13 protein-coding genes are annotated in these 18,347 nt (G+C 61.4%); 7 read left to right on the top strand and 6 right to left on the bottom strand.

Features of this window, described 5'->3' with window-relative positions:
* Nucleotides 1–133: 133 nt before the first annotated feature.
* Both BFQ00_RS12380 and BFQ00_RS12375 read left to right on the top strand, forming a co-directional pair.
* Entirely contained in the window at nucleotides 134–1,435 is a 1,302-nt protein-coding gene (locus tag BFQ00_RS12380) for an autotransporter outer membrane beta-barrel domain-containing protein (RefSeq protein WP_065933676.1), read from the top strand.
* Between the two features lie 124 nt (nucleotides 1,436–1,559).
* Complete coding sequence (locus tag BFQ00_RS12375) at nucleotides 1,560–2,531, top strand: hypothetical protein (RefSeq protein WP_130184165.1); 972 nt, start codon at nucleotides 1,560–1,562, stop codon at nucleotides 2,529–2,531.
* Between the two features lie 67 nt (nucleotides 2,532–2,598).
* Here the strand turns inward: BFQ00_RS12375 and oadA are convergent, their stop codons facing one another.
* Entirely contained in the window at nucleotides 2,599–4,407 is a 1,809-nt protein-coding gene (oadA, locus tag BFQ00_RS12370) for a sodium-extruding oxaloacetate decarboxylase subunit alpha (protein WP_065933674.1), read from the bottom strand.
* A gap of 11 nt (nucleotides 4,408–4,418) precedes the next feature.
* Nucleotides 4,419–5,834: an acetyl-CoA carboxylase biotin carboxylase subunit gene (locus BFQ00_RS12365; RefSeq protein WP_003195732.1), complete on the bottom strand. Its 1,416-nt coding sequence runs from the start codon at nucleotides 5,832–5,834 to the stop codon at nucleotides 4,419–4,421.
* Nucleotides 5,835–6,027: 193 nt separating this feature from the next.
* Here BFQ00_RS12365 and BFQ00_RS12360 point away from each other — a divergent pair, with 193 nt between their 5' ends.
* Nucleotides 6,028–7,002, top strand: coding sequence for a LysR family transcriptional regulator (locus BFQ00_RS12360; protein WP_065883843.1), 975 nt, complete (start codon nucleotides 6,028–6,030; stop codon nucleotides 7,000–7,002).
* On the opposite strand, the gene BFQ00_RS28125 is transcribed toward BFQ00_RS12360, so the two are convergent.
* The 3 genes from BFQ00_RS28125 to BFQ00_RS12345 all read right to left on the bottom strand — a co-directional run bounded on the left by BFQ00_RS28125 (nucleotide 6,932) and on the right by BFQ00_RS12345 (nucleotide 11,300).
* Nucleotides 6,932–7,129: a PA3496 family putative envelope integrity protein gene (locus BFQ00_RS28125; RefSeq protein WP_083203275.1), complete on the bottom strand. Its 198-nt coding sequence runs from the start codon at nucleotides 7,127–7,129 to the stop codon at nucleotides 6,932–6,934. The genes BFQ00_RS12360 and BFQ00_RS28125 overlap by 71 nt on opposite strands.
* Before the next feature lie 268 nt (nucleotides 7,130–7,397).
* Nucleotides 7,398–8,264 (bottom strand): transcriptional regulator HexR, encoded by an 867-nt coding sequence (gene hexR / locus BFQ00_RS12350; RefSeq protein ID WP_003177007.1) that lies wholly within the window; start codon nucleotides 8,262–8,264, stop codon nucleotides 7,398–7,400.
* A gap of 162 nt (nucleotides 8,265–8,426) precedes the next feature.
* A complete protein-coding gene (locus BFQ00_RS12345) occupies nucleotides 8,427–11,300 on the bottom strand; it encodes a GGDEF domain-containing phosphodiesterase (RefSeq protein ID WP_065933673.1) in 2,874 nt (957 codons plus the stop codon).
* A 267-nt stretch (nucleotides 11,301–11,567) separates the two neighbouring features.
* Here BFQ00_RS12345 and uvrD point away from each other — a divergent pair, with 267 nt between their 5' ends.
* The 3 genes from uvrD (at nucleotide 11,568) to BFQ00_RS12330 (ending at nucleotide 15,475) form a co-directional block, all read left to right on the top strand.
* Entirely contained in the window at nucleotides 11,568–13,751 is a 2,184-nt protein-coding gene (gene uvrD, locus BFQ00_RS12340) for a DNA helicase II (RefSeq protein ID WP_065883846.1), read from the top strand.
* Between the two features lie 302 nt (nucleotides 13,752–14,053).
* Entirely contained in the window at nucleotides 14,054–14,932 is an 879-nt protein-coding gene (locus BFQ00_RS12335) for a Tim44 domain-containing protein (RefSeq protein WP_065933672.1), read from the top strand.
* Nucleotides 14,933–15,067: 135 nt separating this feature from the next.
* Nucleotides 15,068–15,475 carry an SMI1/KNR4 family protein gene (locus tag BFQ00_RS12330; RefSeq protein ID WP_003195742.1) on the top strand — a complete coding sequence of 136 codons (408 nt, stop codon included), beginning with the start codon at nucleotides 15,068–15,070 and terminating at the stop codon, nucleotides 15,473–15,475.
* Nucleotides 15,476–15,492: 17 nt separating this feature from the next.
* Here the strand turns inward: BFQ00_RS12330 and BFQ00_RS12325 are convergent, their stop codons facing one another.
* Nucleotides 15,493–17,256 carry a cation:proton antiporter gene (locus BFQ00_RS12325; protein WP_065885125.1) on the bottom strand — a complete coding sequence of 588 codons (1,764 nt, stop codon included), beginning with the start codon at nucleotides 17,254–17,256 and terminating at the stop codon, nucleotides 15,493–15,495.
* Between the two features lie 275 nt (nucleotides 17,257–17,531).
* Here BFQ00_RS12325 and BFQ00_RS12320 point away from each other — a divergent pair, with 275 nt between their 5' ends.
* A complete protein-coding gene (locus BFQ00_RS12320) occupies nucleotides 17,532–18,017 on the top strand; it encodes an acyl-CoA thioesterase (protein ID WP_065885124.1) in 486 nt (161 codons plus the stop codon).
* Nucleotides 18,018–18,347: the final 330 nt, after the last annotated feature.

The raw sequence follows: 18,347 nt of genomic DNA, 5'->3' as shown, positions 1-18,347 counted from the left end.
AGCCAATGGCGGATGAGCTTTTAATCGCACCCCACTAAGGACAACTCCCGCAAACCAGCGGTCAGTGGCCTGACAGTTATCCCTCGACGACCTCGCTACATTCCCGGCCTCATTCATCAGAGGTCGGGAATTCATGTCTTTTATACCCTCCAGAATCGCTGCGTTGATCAGCCTTGCAGTGGCCATCACTGTTCAACCCGCGCAAGCACGCGGCGATATTGAATACAGGCCGTTTTTCCATCAGCCTTACGATTCGGCCGAGACTGAGTGGGCCTTCGAACCCAAGCTCAATACGCCGCCTTCCCCGCCGCCCTACGCCGGTTACCTCATTGGACAAGCCACTTCCTACAACGGCGTGCAGGTCGCCAAGGTGCTGGAGCCCGCACTGCTTGATTTGCTGACCTCCGGGGAGCTGACCTCGGAAGAGATAAAGGACCTGCAGAAAGCAAATGAAGCACTCGCCGCACAGCCCGGCGGGATCGGCGCAGCCCTTGAACAATTGGCCGGCAGCCAAAACGCTAACCTGGCCACCGCCAGCCACACCGTCACCGGCCAGATCAGCAACCAATTACTGTCGACCCTGCGCGCCTTGCCTGCCGACGAGAACAATCACGTTTGGGTGCAGGGCCTGGGCAACGACGGCCACCTCGATTCACGCAGCGGCAGCGCCGGCCTGCAGCACCGCACCCGTGGACTGTTGCTGGGCGCCGACTGGGCGGTCGACCACGCCTGGCGTGTGGGGGTGATGGGTGCCAAATCCACGAGCAATCTTGACGCCCAGCGCTTTTCCGCCGAGCTGGACAGCTTGCATCTGGGTGCCTACGCCGTGCGCCAGGACGGACCGCTGGCCCTGCGCCTGGGTGCGATCTACAGCAGCCACGCCGGCACCAACCGGCGCAACGTCAATCTGCTCGATTACAAGGATCAGCTCAAGTCTCACTACGACGCCCAAAGCCAGACGCTGTTCTCGGAACTGGGCTATCAATTGGGCAGCCAGGACTTGCGCGTCGAGCCCTTCGTCGGCCTTGGCTACCAGCGTTATCACCGCGACAGTTTCAAGGAAAGCGGTGGCCTGACCGCACTCAACGTCGGCGCGCAGACCCAGCAGAACTTCAACAGCACGGTAGGTCTGCACCTGGCGACGGTGTACCGGTTCGATAATCAGGTCAGGCTGACACCCCACCTCAGCACCGGCTGGAAACATCTCTACGGCGCAGTCGACAGCCAGGTGCGCCAATCCTATCGCAACGCTCCAGTGGCACTGGACGGCTTCACCATCACGGGTACGTCACTGGATCGCGACAGCCTGGACGTGAACGCCGGCGTGGACCTGGCCTTGTCCAGCCAACACACGCTGGGCCTGAGCTACAGCGGCCAGGCGGGTACCCATAGCCGCAATCAAGGCGTCAAGGGGCAGTGGACGATGAGCTTTTAACCGAGCGTCGTAAGCGTCCTCTTCAATAACGAACCCTCTCACAATCCTCGGTACTACCGCCGACAGCGACGGACTTTTCCTTGCGTTAGTTTTCGACCTCCAGCACACGTGAGGTCGAAATCCAATGTCGCAAGTACCCACCCAGTCCGCAGTCTATCCCTCTCCAGCGTTCTATCCAGTATCGGCGACCGTGCAGGTGGAGGCCGGCAGCGCCATCGTCGGCGACGACATCTATAACCATGGCCTCATCAGCGGCAGGCATTATGGCGTGCTGGTCGATAACGGGAGCGCGGGGCCTGACGTTGGCAGCACGTTGCTGGTCAACAACGGCACCATCAGAGGTCGCGACGGCTATGGGGTGCACCTGCTAGGCAACTTCAACGACAGGGTCGTCAATAACGGCCTGATCAGCGGGGGCAACGGCATTGCCCTGGACATGGGCGGGGGCAACGACGTGTTGATTGTGCGCGGCCAGGCCCGATTCAGGGGTGAGGTGGACGGCGGCAGCGGTACCAACCAGGTCATCCTGGAAGATATCGAGGGCGGCACGTTCAACGGCGCCCGCCAGTTTCAGCATCTGGACGTCAATGCAGGCACCTGGACCCTGACCGGCGCACTGGAGGCCAACCAGCGCGGCCGGGTTCGGAGCGGCGCCACCTTGATCAACCAGAACCGCATCGGCGGCACGGTCACGGTTGAACAGGGCGCTACCTATGCCGGAGGCACGGTGAACGAGCTTGACGTCGCCGGTACGCTGTTACTCGACCCGATCTTGAAAAACCAAGATCGAATCAAACGCGACCTGAACATGACAGCGGGCTCGACCCTGGCTTTCAAGGTGGGCCAGGGCGAAGCACACAGCACCCTGAAAGTCGGCAACCGTGCCAGCCTGGCGGGCGCGACGCTGAATATCCAGATAGAGCATGAACATGATGAACTGCTCAACCGCCAGCTACGTGTCGTCGACGCCGCACAGATTGAAGGCCGTTTCGAGCGGCTCACCAGTCACCTTGCAACCCTGACCCCGGAACTGATCTACACAGCCACCGGCGTCTTTGTCAGCTTCAAGCACAAAAAGCCTGCCGCCGAGGCCTGAATCTCGGGCAAAAAAAAGGAGGGCACCTGCCCCCCCGAGGATTAAGCGGTCACGTCGAAGGCTGGATTCAGCCTTCGATCTCAATCAGGATCTCACCCGGGTTGACCCGGTCGCCCTTGGCCACATGAACGGCAGTCACCTTGCCGGCAATGGCGGCCTGGACTTCGGTTTCCATTTTCATGGCTTCAGTGATCAACACGGCCTGGCCGGCCTTGACCACGTCGCCCTCCTTGACCAGCACATCGACGATATTGCCCGGCATCGCCGTGCTGACATGGCCCGGTTCGGTAGCGTGCTTGCGCTTGCTGCCGCCGCTGCTGACGAATTCGTTGAGCGGTTCGAACACCACTTCTTCCGGCATGCCGTCGATGGACAGGTAAAAGTGGCGCTTGCCTTCGGCCTTCACGCCCACCCCGGTGATATCCACGCGGTAGCTTTCGCCGTGCACGTCGATGACGAACTCGGTCGGTACGCCTTCGCCGCTGGCACGGGCGACACCGCCGGCTTCCGGAATCGGCAGCAGCACCTCAGGGGCCAGGGTGCCGGCGTCGCGTTCTTCGAGGAACTTGCGCCCGATATCCGGGAACATGGCGTAGGTCAGCACGTCTTCTTCGGACTTGGCCAACGCGCCGATTTCACCGCGCAGCTTGGTCATTTCCGGCTTGAGCAAATCAGCCGGGCGAACGTCGATGACCTCTTCGCTGCCGATGGCCTGACGGCGCAGCTTTTCGTTCACCGTGCCCGGAGCCTTGCCGTAGCCACCCTGCAGGTAGAGCTTCACTTCGTTGGTGATGGTCTTGTAGCGCTCACCGGCGAGCACGTTGAAGAACGCCTGTGTGCCGACGATCTGCGACGTGGGCGTGACCAGCGGCGGGAAGCCGAGGTCTTCACGCACGCGCGGGATTTCGGCCAGCACTTCGCTCATACGGTTCAGGGCGCCCTGCTCTTTCAACTGGTTGGCCAGGTTGGAAATCATCCCGCCCGGTACCTGGTTGACTTGCACGCGGGTGTCGACGGCAGTGAACTCGCTTTCAAACTGGTGGTATTTCTTGCGCACGGCGTAGAAGTACAGGCCGATTTCCTGCAGCAGTTCCAGGTCGAGGCCGGTGTCGAACTCGCTGCCTTTGAGGGCCGCGACCATCGACTCGGTGCCCGGGTGGCTGGTGCCCCAGGCGAAGCTGGAGATGGCGGTGTCGATATGGTCGGCACCGTTTTCGATGGCCTTGAGCTGGCACATCGCGGCCAAGCCGGCGGTGTCGTGGGAGTGGATAAAGATCGGCAGGTTCTGCTCGGCTTTGAGCGCCTTGACCAGTTCGCCGGTGGCGTAAGGGGTCAGCAGGCCGGCCATGTCCTTGATCGCGATCGAGTCACAGCCCATGGACTCCAACTGCTTGGCCTGGGCCACGAAGGCGTCGACAGTGTGCACCGGGCTGGTGGTGTAGGCGATGGTGCCCTGGGCGTGCTTGCCGGCGGCCTTGACCGCTTCAATGGCCACGCGCAGGTTTCGTACGTCGTTCATCGCATCGAAGATACGGAACACATCGATCCCGTTGACCGCGGCCTTGGCGACGAAGGCTTTGACCACATCGTCGCTGTAGTGGCGGTAGCCCAGCAGGTTCTGGCCGCGCAGCAGCATTTGCAGGCGTGTGTTGGGCAATGCCGCGCGCAGTTGGCGCAGGCGCTCCCACGGGTCTTCTTTGAGGAACCGTACGCAAGCGTCGAAGGTGGCGCCGCCCCAGACTTCCAGGGACCAGTAGCCGACTTTGTCGAGCTTGTCGCAGATCGGCAGCATGTCATCGGTGCGCATGCGGGTCGCCAGCAACGATTGGTGAGCGTCGCGCAGGATGGTGTCGGTTACGAAGATCTTTTTGCTCATTGTTATATTCCTCACAGGCCTGCGTGGGCGGCGATGGCGGCGGCGATGGCCAGGGCCAGCTCTTCGGGTTTGCGCTTGATCGAGTAGTTGGTCAGCTCAGGGTGGCTTTCCACGAAGCTTGTATTAAATTGGCCGCTGCGGAATTCCGGGTTGCGCAGGATTTCCTGGTAATAGGCGGCGGTGGTCTTCACGCCTTGCAGACGCATGTCGTCCAGGGCGCGCAGGCCGCGGTCCATGGCTTCTTCCCAGGTCAACGCCCACACCACCAGTTTCAGGCACATGGAGTCGTAGAACGGCGGGATGGTGTAGCCGGTGTAGATCGCCGTGTCGGTACGCACGCCGGGGCCGCCGGGGGCGTAGTAACGGGTGATCTTGCCGAAGCTGGGCAGGAAGTTGTTCTTCGGGTCTTCGGCGTTGATGCGGAACTGCAACGCGAAGCCACGGTGCTGGATATCTTCCTGTTTCACCGACAGCGGCAGGCCCGAGGCGATACGAATCTGCTCGCGGACGATGTCGATCCCGGTGATTTCCTCGGTGATGGTGTGTTCCACCTGCACCCGGGTGTTCATCTCCATGAAGTACACCTCGCCCTCGGCGAGCAGGAACTCCACGGTGCCGGCGTTCTCGTAGCCCACGGCCTTGGCCGCGCGCACCGACAGGTCGCCGATGTAGGCGCGCTGTTCCGGGGTCAACTGCGGGCTGGGGGCAATTTCAATGAGCTTCTGGTTGCGCCGCTGGATCGAGCAATCACGCTCGAACAGGTGCACCACGTTGCCAAAGCTGTCACCGAGGATCTGCGCCTCGATGTGCTTGGGATTGACGATGCACTTTTCCAGGAACACTTCCGCCGAACCAAAGGCCTTGGTGGCTTCGGAAATCACCCGGGGAAAGGCTTGTTCGAGTTCTTCGCGGCTGTTGCAACGACGAATCCCGCGACCGCCACCACCGGAAGTGGCCTTGAGCATCACCGGGTAACCGATACGGTCGCCTTCGGTGAGGGCTTCATGGATGTCGGCGACGTTGCCTTCGGTGCCCGGCGTGACCGGCACACCGGCCTTGATCATGCTGCGCCGCGCTTCGGTCTTGTCGCCCATGCGGCGGATGACTTCGGCGGACGGGCCGATGAATTTGATCCCGCGTTCGGCACAGATGTCCGCCAGCTCGGCGTTTTCCGACAGGAAACCGTAGCCGGGGTGCAGTGCATCGCAGCCGGTTTCCACGGCCAGGTTCACCAGCTTGCGCGGGTTCAGGTAACCGGCCAGGGGCTCGGCCCCGATGCTGTGGGCTTCGTCGGCACGCTTGACGTGCAACGCGTGGCGGTCGGCGTCCGAATAAACCGCGACCGAGCGAATGCCCATCTCGGCGCAGGCACGCACGATTCGTACGGCAATTTCACCACGGTTGGCGATCAGGATCTTTTTTATCACTTGGAAATTCCCTTGAGCCGATTGCTGCGTCTTTGACCTTAGTAACAAGGTCAGCGCGTGACCAAATGTTTCATGACAGTCGCGAGACACACACTATGCGCACCGAGGGATTAACAAAAATCAATAATTATTGGGTTGTATATAAGTAAAGACTTATAGTTGCCGGGATGATTGCTGAGCGGGGAATTATTTAATGCGTAAGTCATTGATGCGTATGACATTGCGTCAGTTGCAGATTTTCAATGAAGTGTGTGATTTGCGTTCCTACAGCCGTGCAGCCGAGGAAATGTCCCTGACTCAACCGGCCGTCAGCCTGCAAATTCGCCAGCTCGAAGAGCTGATCGGCCAGCCGCTGTTCGACTATGTCGGCAAAAAGCTCTACATGACCGAGGCCGCCGAAGCCCTGCAACGGGCCAGCCGGGATATTTTCGGCCGTCTGGAAAACCTCGATATGCAGCTCTCGGACATGCAGGGCTCACTGCAGGGCCAATTGAAGCTGGCGGTGGAGTCCAGCGCCAAATACTTCGTGCCGCACCTGTTCGCCGCCTTCAAGCGCCAGCACCCGGAGGTGCAATTGCACCTGACCGTGGTCAATCGCGCCCAGGTGATCCGCCGGCTCTCTGACAACCGCGACGACCTGGTGATCATGTCCATGGTGCCCCAGGACATGGGCCTGGAATTCCTGCCGTTCCTGAATAACCCGATCGTTGCCGTGGCGCTGCCGGATCATCCGTTGAGCCTGAAAGGGCCGCTGCGCCTGCAGGACCTGGAACCCTACACCCTGCTCATCCGTGAACCGGGTTCCGGCACACGCCTGGCGTGCGAAGAGTACTTCAAGGAAAAACGCGTGCACTTCACCCAGACCGTGGAAGTGGCCTCGGCCGAGGCGCAGCGTGAGTGCGTGGTCGCAGGTTTGGGCGTGGCCCTGCTGACGCGCCACGCCTTGAACCTGGAACTGGCCACCGGCGGGCTCAAGGAACTGGCGGTGGAAGAACTGCCGCTGTACCGCAGTTGGTGCCTGGTGCAAGCCAAAGCCAAGCGGCTGTCACCGGTGGCCCATGCGTTCCTGGGCTTTATCCGCAGCGAACGGGTACAGATCAGCGCCCTGGCTGAGCGCTTCGCTGGGCAGCCAAGGGCGCCTGCCAATGCAGTTCCGGGTAGTCACTGATGCTCTGGAGCAGTTGGCGCTGGTCACAGCGGTCTTCGATTGCGCGACGGAACGCCATGCGGCGCTGGTCTTCCTGCTGACGACGGGTCTTGACGGTGCTGTTGCTGTCTTCGTAGGTCCGGGCCATTTTGGAGTCTCCCAATGCGAGTGCGGGGAGTACAGGATGGGGGCGAGGGATGACGGGGCGATGACAACCTGATGAAGATTCTGGACACACAAAAGATGCACATGTGGAAGAGTGCTCTCTGTAGGAGCGAGCTTGCTCGCGAAAAATTCACAGGCACCGCGTTCATTCAGAAAGCACGCGTTATCGTTGACGTTTTTCGCGAGCAAGCTCGCTCCTACAGACCGGCATTAGGGCAAGCCCCCTCCCACATTTTGGATCGGTGTACAGTTCAGTCGTCGAGGGCCTTGACCGACTTGGGCGACAACCGCAGGCTGCGCAAACTGCGCTTCACGCTCTTGAGGTGGTTGACCAGGCTTGGCCCGCGAGCCATGGCAACCCCCATCGCCAAAACGTCGATCACCACCAGGTGAGCAATGCGCGAGGTCAGCGGCGTGTAGATCTCGGTGTCTTCATGCACGTCGATCGCCAGGTTCACCGTAGACAGCTCCGCCAATGGCGTCTGGCTCGGGCACAGGGTAATCAGCGAAGCGCCGCTTTCACGCACCAGGTTGGCGGTGATGAGCAGGTCTTTGGAGCGACCGGACTGGGAAATACAGATGGCCACGTCGGTGGGCTTCAAGGTCACCGCCGACATCGCCTGCATGTGCGGGTCGCTGTAGGCCGCCGCCGTGAGCAGCAGGCGGAAAAACTTATGCTGGGCGTCGGCCGCCACCGCACCGGAAGCACCAAAGCCGTAGAACTCCACGCGCTGGGCCTGGGACATCGCGGTCACGGCCTTTTGCAGCTCCACCGGGTCGAGCTTCTCGCGCACTTCCATCAGCGTATGCAACGTGGTGTCGAAGATTTTCAGGCTGTAGTCGGCGACGGAGTCGTCTTCATGGATCGCAAACTGGCCGAAGCTCGCCCCGGCGGCCAGGCTTTGCGCCAACTTGAGTTTCAAATCCTGAAACCCGGAGCAACCGATGGCGCGGCAGAAACGCACGATGGTCGGCTCGCTGATGCCCACGCTGTGGGCCAGATCAGCCATGGAACTGTGCATCACAGCCGCAGGGTCAAGCAGCACGTGATCGGCAACCTTGAGTTCCGATTTGCGTAACAGGTGGCGCGACTGGGCGATATGTTGCAACAGGTTCAAAGGGCAGGACTCTTGTTATTGGCAGACGCCAGGGATGTAGCAAGCTTGTAGTTATACTACAAGAATTGCCGTTTTGCCCGCCTGATGCAGCACTAAATCGCCCTGCCCCCCACTGAAATTAAGGGCAGAGGCTTTGTAGCCACAGGGGCTGCCCCCGAGTCATTAAGGAAATTCCGGATTTTGCCGTAACAAATCTGCCAGCCCCTCGGGGTGCATCGGTCGGCTGATCAGATAGCCCTGCACCTCGTCGCACCCCTCGCTCCGCAGGAAATCCAGTTGCTGCTGATCTTCCACGCCTTCGGCCACCACTTTGAGCGCCAACCCGTGGGCCATGGCGATGATCGCCCGGGTAATGGCGGCGTCCTCGCGCCCCTGGCCGAGCCCGCGGATAAAGGTCTGGTCGATCTTCACGTAGTCCACCGGAATACGCTTGAGGTAGCTGAGGGAGGAATAGCCGGTACCGAAATCGTCGATAGCCAGCTTCACACCCAGCTCGCGCAACTGCCGGAAGGTCGTGATGATGTGCTCGACACTGTCGAGCAGCTGACTTTCGGTCAGTTCCAACTCGAGGTATTGCGGGTCCAGCCCGGTCTCTTCCAGCACCTGGCGCACCAGGCTGACCAGCTTGCCCTGGCGCAACTGATGCACCGACAGGTTCACCGACACGCGAATCGGCGCCAGCCCCTGACGCTGCCACTCACAGGCCTGCCAACAGGCCTTGCGCAACACTGACTCGCCCAACGGCACGATCAGGCCGGTTTCTTCGGCCAGACCGATAAAGTCCCCCGGCGGCACCAGGCCCCATTGCGGATGTTCCCAGCGCACCAGGGCCTCCACCGCATTGAGCTTGCCGGTGGCCAGGCACAGTTTGGGTTGGTAGAACACCGTGAGCTGGCCTTCGTCGATGGCCTTGCGCAGATGGTTTTCCAGCTGCAGGCGCTCCAGGGTGCTGGCTTGCAGGCTGTCGGTGTAGAACTGGAAATTATTCCCGCCCAGGTGCTTGGCGTGCTGCATCGCCATATTCGATTGGCTGACCAGCGCAGAAATTTCCCGCGCATTATCCGGCAGCAGGCTGACGCCCATGGAGGCGCTGACCACCAGCTCATGGCCCTCCACCGTCACCGGCACGCGCAGCTTTGCCAAGAGCCGGGTCGCCACGCGCGCCAGGCTCGACAAGTTGCCATAGGCATCGAACAGCACCGCGAATTCGTCACCGGACAGGCGGGCAATGGTGTCGGCTTCCGGCAGTGCGTTGATCAGCCGCCGTGCCATCTTCTGCAATAGCTGGTCGGCCACTTCATGGCCCAGGCTGTCATTGAGCAGCTTGAAACGGTCGAGGTTGATGTGCAGCAGCGCCAGGCTGCGCCCACCCTGACGCACGCGCTGATGCGCTTCGCGCAGCCGTTCGCGAAACAGCGAACGATTGGCCAGGCCCGTCAACTCATCGTAATGGGTGAGGTAGCGCATGCGCTCCTCGGACTCGCGCCGCGCGGACAGATCGGCGAAAAAGCCGACGATATGACTGACATTGCCGCGAGCATCGCGCACCACGCTCAGGTGCAGCCACTGCGGGTACAGCTCGCCGTTCTTGCGCGTCTCCACCAGCTCGCCCTGCCAGGTGCCGTGGCTGAGCAGTGCCTGGCGAATCACCGGGAAGTGCCGCCGGGCATCGCGACTGCAGGGTAACTCCACGACATTGCGCCCGAGCATGTCGTCGATGTCAAAACCGGTGACGCGGCTGAACGCCTGGTTGACCGCGATCAGCACGTAGTTGGGGTCGAGAATCACGATGCCTTCGCTGGCCGCCTCGAACACCGTCGAGGCAAGCCGTTGCTGTTCTTCCAGGGCCTTGCCGGCACTGATGTCGCGCCGCGTGCCGAGCATGCGGATCACTCGCCCACCGGGCGAACGCTCTACCGCACGCCCACGGTCCTCGATCCACACCCAGTGCCCGTCGCCATGGCGTATCCGGTATTCCACCTGATAATCCTCGCTGCGGCCCTTGAGGTGCTCCACCAGCGCGTGCTTGAGCAGCGGCAGGTCGTCGGGGTGCAGGCGCGGCTTGAGATGACTGAGCATCGCGGTGACGTACTCGGGTTCCAGGCCGAACAGTTCCTTGAGGTGGGTGTGGTGCACCTCATCGGTTTGCAGATTCCAGTCCCACAGGCCCAGTTCACTGGCTTGCAGCGCCATGGCCAGGCGCGCCTCGCTTTTGTTCAGGGCGAGGCTGGCGGCGTCCAGCTCCTGGCCGCGCAGGGCCATACGGTCTTGCAGGCCGGCCTGGGCGTCACGCAAGTCCTGTTCGACCTGGCGACGCTGCTCGACTTCGCGCATCAGCGCCTGGTTCAACTGCTCGCTGCGGCGCCGGGCCTGCTGCAAATGTTCGATCAAGGCCTGGTTCTGGAAACGTCGCAACAGCCCGCGCTGGATCAGGCGGTTGACCTGCCACGCCACCACGCTCAACGACGCCAGCAGGATCACACCGAGCACGCCCCAGCCCTGTTGCTGCGAGGTGCCGTTGCAGAACAGGTACGCGATGACCGGCAACAGGCACGGCAAGGCGAAGGACAAAAAGGCCCAGAGGCTGACGGCATACGCCACGCTGGCCGACAGCATCGCCGCGCCGATCAGGCCGAACACCCAGGCCTGTTGCATGAAGCTGTCGGTGGGCACCAGGGCGATGGCGGCGATCGACAGGGTCAGGCCGCTGACCGCCGAGCCGAGCAGGAACATCCGGCGCCAGACAGGTTGGGCCTGGCGGCTGGGCATGGCCGACTCAAAGGCCGCCACCTGGATGACCCGCATCGCCACCAGCGCCAGCAACCAGACCAGCCAGGCGCTGTCGAGCAGGTATTGCGCGGGGTTCCACAACAGCCAGGCGCAGACCAAACCATTGACCAGCATCAGCAGGGTTGGCACCAACGAGCCCTGATACAACAGGCGTGTCCGCTCCACCGCCATCTGGGTGGCGTAATGTTTGCGGATAACCTGCGCAGGCGCCGCCGAAGGGCCGAACAGGTCAGTGTCAAAGGTCATAGGCAGTGTTCTTATAATGGTGAGCCTGAACGTCGACGGAGCATACACAAGCAAACGCTCGGGCCAAACTGCTCCAGATCATAAAAAGCGCCCGGCTGTTGGGCGCAAAGCGTCGTTCCAGACAGCTTGAACGAGACGCCACGCGGGCTGTGGCGCATGACCGACCGGTCATCCGCGCTCCGCAGAATGTTGGCCCGCAGGCGGTTTTCCGTCGGGCGCCTGGCATTGGGGTTTGCCCGTCTTCCCCCGGCACCCTAGAATGCGCCGATGCGCGATGATCTCTCCCTTCTGCTGAACTCCCTCAACGATGCCCAACGCCAGGCCGTAGCAGCCCCCGTTGGCCGTCAGTTGGTCCTGGCCGGTGCTGGCTCCGGTAAAACCCGAGTGCTGGTGCACCGTATCGCCTGGTTGATCCAGGTCGAGAACGCGTCGCCCCATTCCATCCTGTCGGTGACGTTCACCAACAAGGCTGCCGCCGAGATGCGCCATCGCATCGAGCAACTGATGGGCATCAGCCCGGCCGGCATGTGGGTGGGTACCTTCCACGGCCTGGCACACCGCCTGTTGCGGGCGCATTGGCAGGAAGCGGGGCTGGCCCAGACGTTCCAGATCCTCGACAGCGACGATCAGCAACGCCTGGTCAAGCGGGTGATCCGCGAATTGGGCCTCGACGAGCAACGCTGGCCGGCACGCCAGGCCCAGTGGTTTATCAACGGCCAGAAAGACGAAGGCCTGCGTCCGCAGCATATCCAGGCCAGCGGCGATCTGTTCCTGGCCACCATGCGCAGCATCTATGAAGCCTACGAGGCAGCCTGCGCACGCGCCGGCGTGATCGACTTCTCCGAACTGCTGTTGCGGGCCCTGGACCTGTGGCGCGACAACCCCGGCTTGCTGGCCCATTACCAGAAGCGTTTCCGGCACGTTCTGGTGGACGAGTTCCAGGACACCAACGCCGTGCAGTACGCCTGGTTGCGCCTGCTGGCCAAGGGTGGCGACAGCCTGATGGTGGTGGGTGACGACGACCAGTCGATCTACGGCTGGCGCGGCGCGAAAATCGAGAACATCTATCAGTACTCCGAGGACTTCCCGGACGCGGTGACCATCCGCCTTGAGCAGAACTACCGCTCCACCGCCGGGATTCTCAAGGCCGCCAACGCCTTGATCGCCAACAACACCGGGCGCCTGGGCAAAGAGCTGTGGACCGACGGCGGCGAAGGCGAAGCGATCAACCTGTACGCCGCCTTCAACGAACACGATGAAGCGCGCTACGTGGTGGAAACCATCGAAGGTGCGTTGAAAACCGGCCTTTCGCGCAGCGATATCGCCATTCTTTACCGCTCCAACGCCCAATCGCGGGTATTGGAAGAAGCCTTGCTGCGCGAGCGCATCCCGTATCGCATCTACGGTGGCCAGCGCTTCTTCGAGCGTGCGGAAATCAAGAACGCCATGGCCTACCTGCGCTTGCTGGAAGGTCGGGGCAACGACGCGGCGCTGGAGCGGGTAATCAATATCCCGGCCCGTGGCATCGGCGAAAAAACCGTCGAGGCCATTCGCGAGCACGCCCGCCATGCCGATGTGTCGATGTGGGAGGCCATGCGCCTGCTCATCGCCAATAAAGGCCTGACGGGCCGCGCAGCCGGCGCCTTGGGTGTGTTTGTCGAGCTGATCGAGAACCTTGCGGCCAAATGCGCGGAAATGCCCCTGCATCTGATGACCCAGACCGTGATCGAACAGTCCGGGCTGATCGCCTACCACGAGGCGGAAAAGGGCGAAAAAGGCCAGGCCCGGGTAGAAAACCTTGAGGAACTGGTCAGCGCCGCCCGCGCATTCGAAAACGCCGAGAACGAAGAAGACCTTACGCCGCTCGCCGCCTTCCTTGGCCATGCTTCGCTGGAGGCGGGGGACGCCCAGGCTGACGAACATGAAGACAGCATCCAGCTGATGACCCTGCACAGTGCCAAGGGCCTGGAATTCCCGTATGTGTTCCTGGTGGGCATGGAAGAAGGCCTGTTCCCGCACAAGATGAGCCTGGAAGAGCCGGGCCGTCTTGAAGAAGAACGTCGCCTGGCTTATGTGGGCATTACCCGGGCCATGCAGAACCTGGTGATGACCTACGCCGAAACCCGACGCCTGTACGGCAGCGAGACCTACAACAAGGTGTCGCGCTTCGTACGTGAAGTGCCGAAGGGACTGATCCAGGAAGTGCGCCTGTCCAACAGCGTCAGCCGCCCGTTCGGCGGCGGCCAGCAGCAGAACTCCAGCACCATGTTTGCCGGTTCCGAGATTCCGGAAACACCGTTCAGCCTGGGCCAGCAGGTCAGGCACGCGATCTTCGGCGAAGGCGTGATCCTCAACTTCGAAGGCGCCGGCGCCCAGGCACGGGTGCAGGTGAATTTCGCCGAGGGCAGCAAGTGGCTGATGATGGGCTACGCCAAACTTGAGGCTGTCTGAAGTCTTCCCTCCTGTAGGAGCGAGCTTGCTCGCGAAGAACGTCCAGATAACGCGTTCATCCAGAATGCCCGCGTTATCGTTGACGATTTTCGCGAGCGAGCTCGCTCCTACAGAGAACCGTTCAACATGAAGGTTTTTGGCCCACCCTTGTTTTTAATAAGGGCGGGCCAATATCTGTAATAAGTCCTACAGACCATTCCGAATCAGTCCTACGCAAAAGCCCGAAACATTATGTCGCTAGCCACTGTCACTACACCTGTGCAACATGGCGCGCGTGCAATCCACAAATGGGAATTCCCTTTATGAAACGTTTTCTTAGCATCGCCATGGCGTTGTGCATCGGCTTGACGATGAGCCTCGACGCCAACGCCAAACGCTTCGGTGGCGGCAAGAGCATGGGCTCGGCGCCGACCCACCAGACCAGCCAGATGGCTCCATCCGCCGGTGCCGCCGGTGCCGGCGGTGCTGCAGCTACCGCAGGCGCAGCCGGTGCCGCTGGCGCCGCGGCCAAGGCCGGCGGTGCGTCGCGCTGGTTGGGCCCATTGGCCGGCATCGCCGCCGGTGGCCTGCTCGCGTCCATGTTCATGGGCGGCGGCTTCCAGGGCATGCAGATCTTCGACATCCTGATCCTGGCGGTCATTGCCTTCGTGATCTTCCGCTTTATCGCCGCCCGTCGCCGCAAGCAGCAGGAGCACCTGGCCCCGGCCGGCGCGCCGATGCAGCGTGAAGTGTTCGAGCAAAAACCCGCCATGGGTTCGATCTTCGGCGGTTCGGCAGCCCCTGCGGCCGCCCGTCCGGTGATCAACGCGCCGGCCTGGTTCAACGAAGAGCGTTTCATTGAAGCGGCCCGCAGCCACTTCCAGTCCATGCAGCAGCACTGGGACGCCAACGAAATGGACAAGATCGCCGAGTTCGTGACCCCGCAACTGCTGGAGTTCCTCAAGCGCGAACGCGCCGACCTGGGTGACGGCTTCCAGTCGACCTATATCGACGACCTGCGCGTACAGCTGGACGGTGTGGATGATCGTGCCGACAAGACCATCGCCACCCTGACCTTCAGCGGCGTGTCGAAGACCTCGCGTTTCGACCAGGGCGAAGTGTTCAGCGAAAGCTGGAACATGGAACGTCCGCAGGGCGAAAACCAGCCATGGCTGGTCGCCGGTATCCGCCAGAACGGCTGATACCCGCACGCGTGAGCAACTGGTAACAAAAACCCCGGACCTGTTCCGGGGTTTTCTATTTCACGGTTGCACTTATAGCGAGCTACTGTATAAAACGCCCCTATAAAACGCGCCATCAGCAAGAGGATCCCGGCCGTGGAAGAAATCATCGAACAACTGCGTGAAGCCAACGAACCGGTCCCGGTTCCCTTGGAGCTGCCTGACGAAGACCAACTGGTGGAAATCGAAGAACAACTGTTCATCGACATCCCCTTTGTATTCCGCGAATTCCTGCTGACCGTCAGCGACGTGGTCTACGGCAGCCTCGAGCCGGTGACCGTCACCGACCCGCAGTCCCACACCTATCTGCCGGACGTTGCCGCCAACGCCTGGGACGCCGGTGTTGACCGCAGCCTGATCCCGATTTGCCAGGACGGCGACGACTACTACTGCGTCGAAGAAGACGGCACCGTGGTGCTGTGGTCCGCCGAGGAAGAACTGGTCCAGGAAGAAACCTGGGAATCGGTGTGGCACTGGGCACGGGATGTCTGGCTGGAAAGCTGAGGCCCACACCTGGCCTTCTAGTGTTCCGGCGTATCCTTGTGGTTATCCAGCGTCTCCAGCAAGGCCACCTGCATCCGCGTATGCACGCGGATGAACCAGCGCCAGAGCACGGCCGCCACCGCCGCCGTGACCACCGCAATCAGTACCAGCAACTTGTTGGTCGGCAGGATACTGGCCGACAAGGCTGCCAGGAGCAGGAAGATCACCAGCAGCGACAGAATGGGGATCAGCTCCGCGATCACCCGTCGCACACGTTGGGTATGCCGCCCGGCCATTTCCGGCTTCACGCTCATCTCCGCCAGCAACATCGACAATGCCTTGAGCTTGCGGTACGCCGCGATCAGAAACGGCAGCGACAACAGCAATGCGCCACCCCAGATCAACGCCTTCTGCCAGCTTTGATCGCTGACCCAGCCTTCCAGATACCCGCCGATGCGCGCCGCGAAAAAGCTGCCGGCGAAGAAGATCGCGATCACCAGCGCCAGGTTCACCCCCACTTGCAGCACGATCTTGCGGATCATCGACGCCAGCATGGCGCCCTCGCCTTGCGGCTGAATACTGCGCAGCCATTCGCCATACATGCCGAATACCCGGCTCATGCGCTGGGGCATCACGGCGGCAATTTTCAGTGACAGCGGGTCGGCGCCGCGGATCAGGTACGGGGTGAGCAACGTCGTTATCGCCGAAACCGCCACCGCCACCGGGTACAGAAAGTCGCTGGTGACCTGCAGGGTCATCCCCAGCGCCGCGATGATGAAAGAAAATTCGCCAATCTGTGACAGGCCCATGCCCACCCGCAGCGAGGTGCGGCCATCGTTGCCGGCGATAAACGCGCCCAGCCCGCACGACAGCATCTTGCCCAGCACCACGGCCACGGTAATGACCGCAATCGGCCACGCGTACTGCAGCAGGATTTGCGGGTCGATCATCAAGCCGATGGCGACAAAGAAAATCGCACTGAACATGTCGCGAACCGGTTCGATCAGGCGCTCGATTTTAATCAGTTGGCGTGACTCGGCCATGATCGCGCCGATCAGGAAGGCCCCCAGCACCATGCTGTATTCAAGCTTGACCACCAGCAGGCAGAAGCCGAAACACAGACCCAGTACCGTGATCAGCAGCATCTCGTTGCTTTCGAACCTGGCGACGTAGGCCAGCAGGCGCGGCACCAGCAGAATACCGATCACCAGCGCGACAATCATGAACAGCGAGAGCTTGCCCACGGTGGAAAACACCTCGCCGGAGCTGACCGTGCCGCTGACGGCGATGCTCGACAGCAAGGCAATGATGCCGATCCCCAGGATGTCCTCGACGATCAGCACGCCGAATATCAGCTGGGCAAAACGCTGGTTCTTCATCTTCAGGTCATTGAGCGCCTTGACGATGATGGTGGTGGAGGAAATCGCCAGGATCGCGCCGAGAAACAACGAGTCCATGGTGTTCCAGTCGAACCATTGACCGATTTCGTAGCCGATCCAGATCATCAGGATGATTTCCAGGAACGCCGCGATAAACGCCGTGGCACCCACCTTGAACAGCTTGCGCAGGCTGAACTCCAGGCCCAGGCAGAACATCAGGAAGATCACCCCGAGTTCGGCCAGCGTCTTGATCGTGTCTTCATCGTGAATCAGGCCGAACGGCGGCGTGTGGGGGCCGATGATGAAGCCTGCGACGATGTAGCCCAGCACCACCGGCTGCTTGAGGCGATGAAACAGGATGGTGACGACCCCCGCCACCAGCATGATCACGGCCAAGTCCTGGATAAAGCTGATGGCATGCATGGCGTGGGGCTCCCTGGAATTGCTGGCGGTTTCTCACTTCCCGCGCGCGCAGCCGCTGAAAGAAAAGTCTGCCGTGACCGTAAGAAATGCCCGTGCAGGCGCGTTTGAAGGTTAACACCGCGACTTCCGCCGGAAAGCCGGTGCAATATATGGAAACAGATCGGCCCGGGCGTGACGGCAAGCCGCCCACCGGCGTCCCGTTAGGGATGGCTGCAAAGCTCCCAGCACCCGCAGAGGTGCCCAACCCAACCAATGCCTAAACCCGTGAGTGTGCTATGGAACCCGGAAACGCCCAGCTGTCGATGACGGTATTGATGACCCCTGACATGGCCAACTTCTCAGGCAATGTCCACGGCGGCACCCTGCTCAAGTACCTCGACGAAGTGGCGTACGCATGCGCCAGCCGTTATGCCGGTCGTTATGTGGTCACGCTGTCGGTGGACCAGGTGATTTTCCGCGAGCCGATCCATGTCGGCGAACTGGTGACCTTTCTCGCGTCGGTCAACTACACCGGCAACACCTCGATGGAAGTGGGCATCAAGGTGGTGACCGAGAACATTCGCGAGCGCTCGGTGCGTCATACCAACAGTTGCTTCTTCACCATGGTGGCGGTGGACGACCAGCGCAAACCGGCCGCCGTCCCCCCCTTGCAGCCGCAGAACAGCGAAGACAAACGCCGCTTCGTGCAGGCCCAGCAGCGTCGGCAGATTCGCCAGGAACTGGAAAGGCGTTATCAGGAAATCAAGGCCGACGCGCCTTAATTCCACGCTGCGAAGCGGATCTAATGTGAGACGGGCTTGCCCTAATTTTGTAGGAGCGAGCTTGCTCGCGAAAAACGTCAACAATAACGCGTGCTTTCTGAATGAACGCGGTGCCTGTGAGTTTTTCGCGAGCAAGCTCGCTCCTACAGAGGGCGGCGGGGGCTTGCTCCCGATAGCCATGAGTATCGACACAACGCCGCAGCGGCCAACGCTAACCACGATGCGCAGCGAGTCGCTCTTGATCTTAGGCGCCCCGTTAAACCACGCTGGCCGAACGCAGGCTTGAATCCGTGGGTAACCCGGCAGGACGCCGGGTTAGCCGCACTGGGC

Source organism: Pseudomonas sp. 28 E 9, from assembly GCF_900004785.1.
GTDB lineage: Bacteria > Pseudomonadota > Gammaproteobacteria > Pseudomonadales > Pseudomonadaceae > Aquipseudomonas > Aquipseudomonas orientalis_A.
This window is presented reverse-complemented; position numbering and strand designations above follow the sequence as displayed.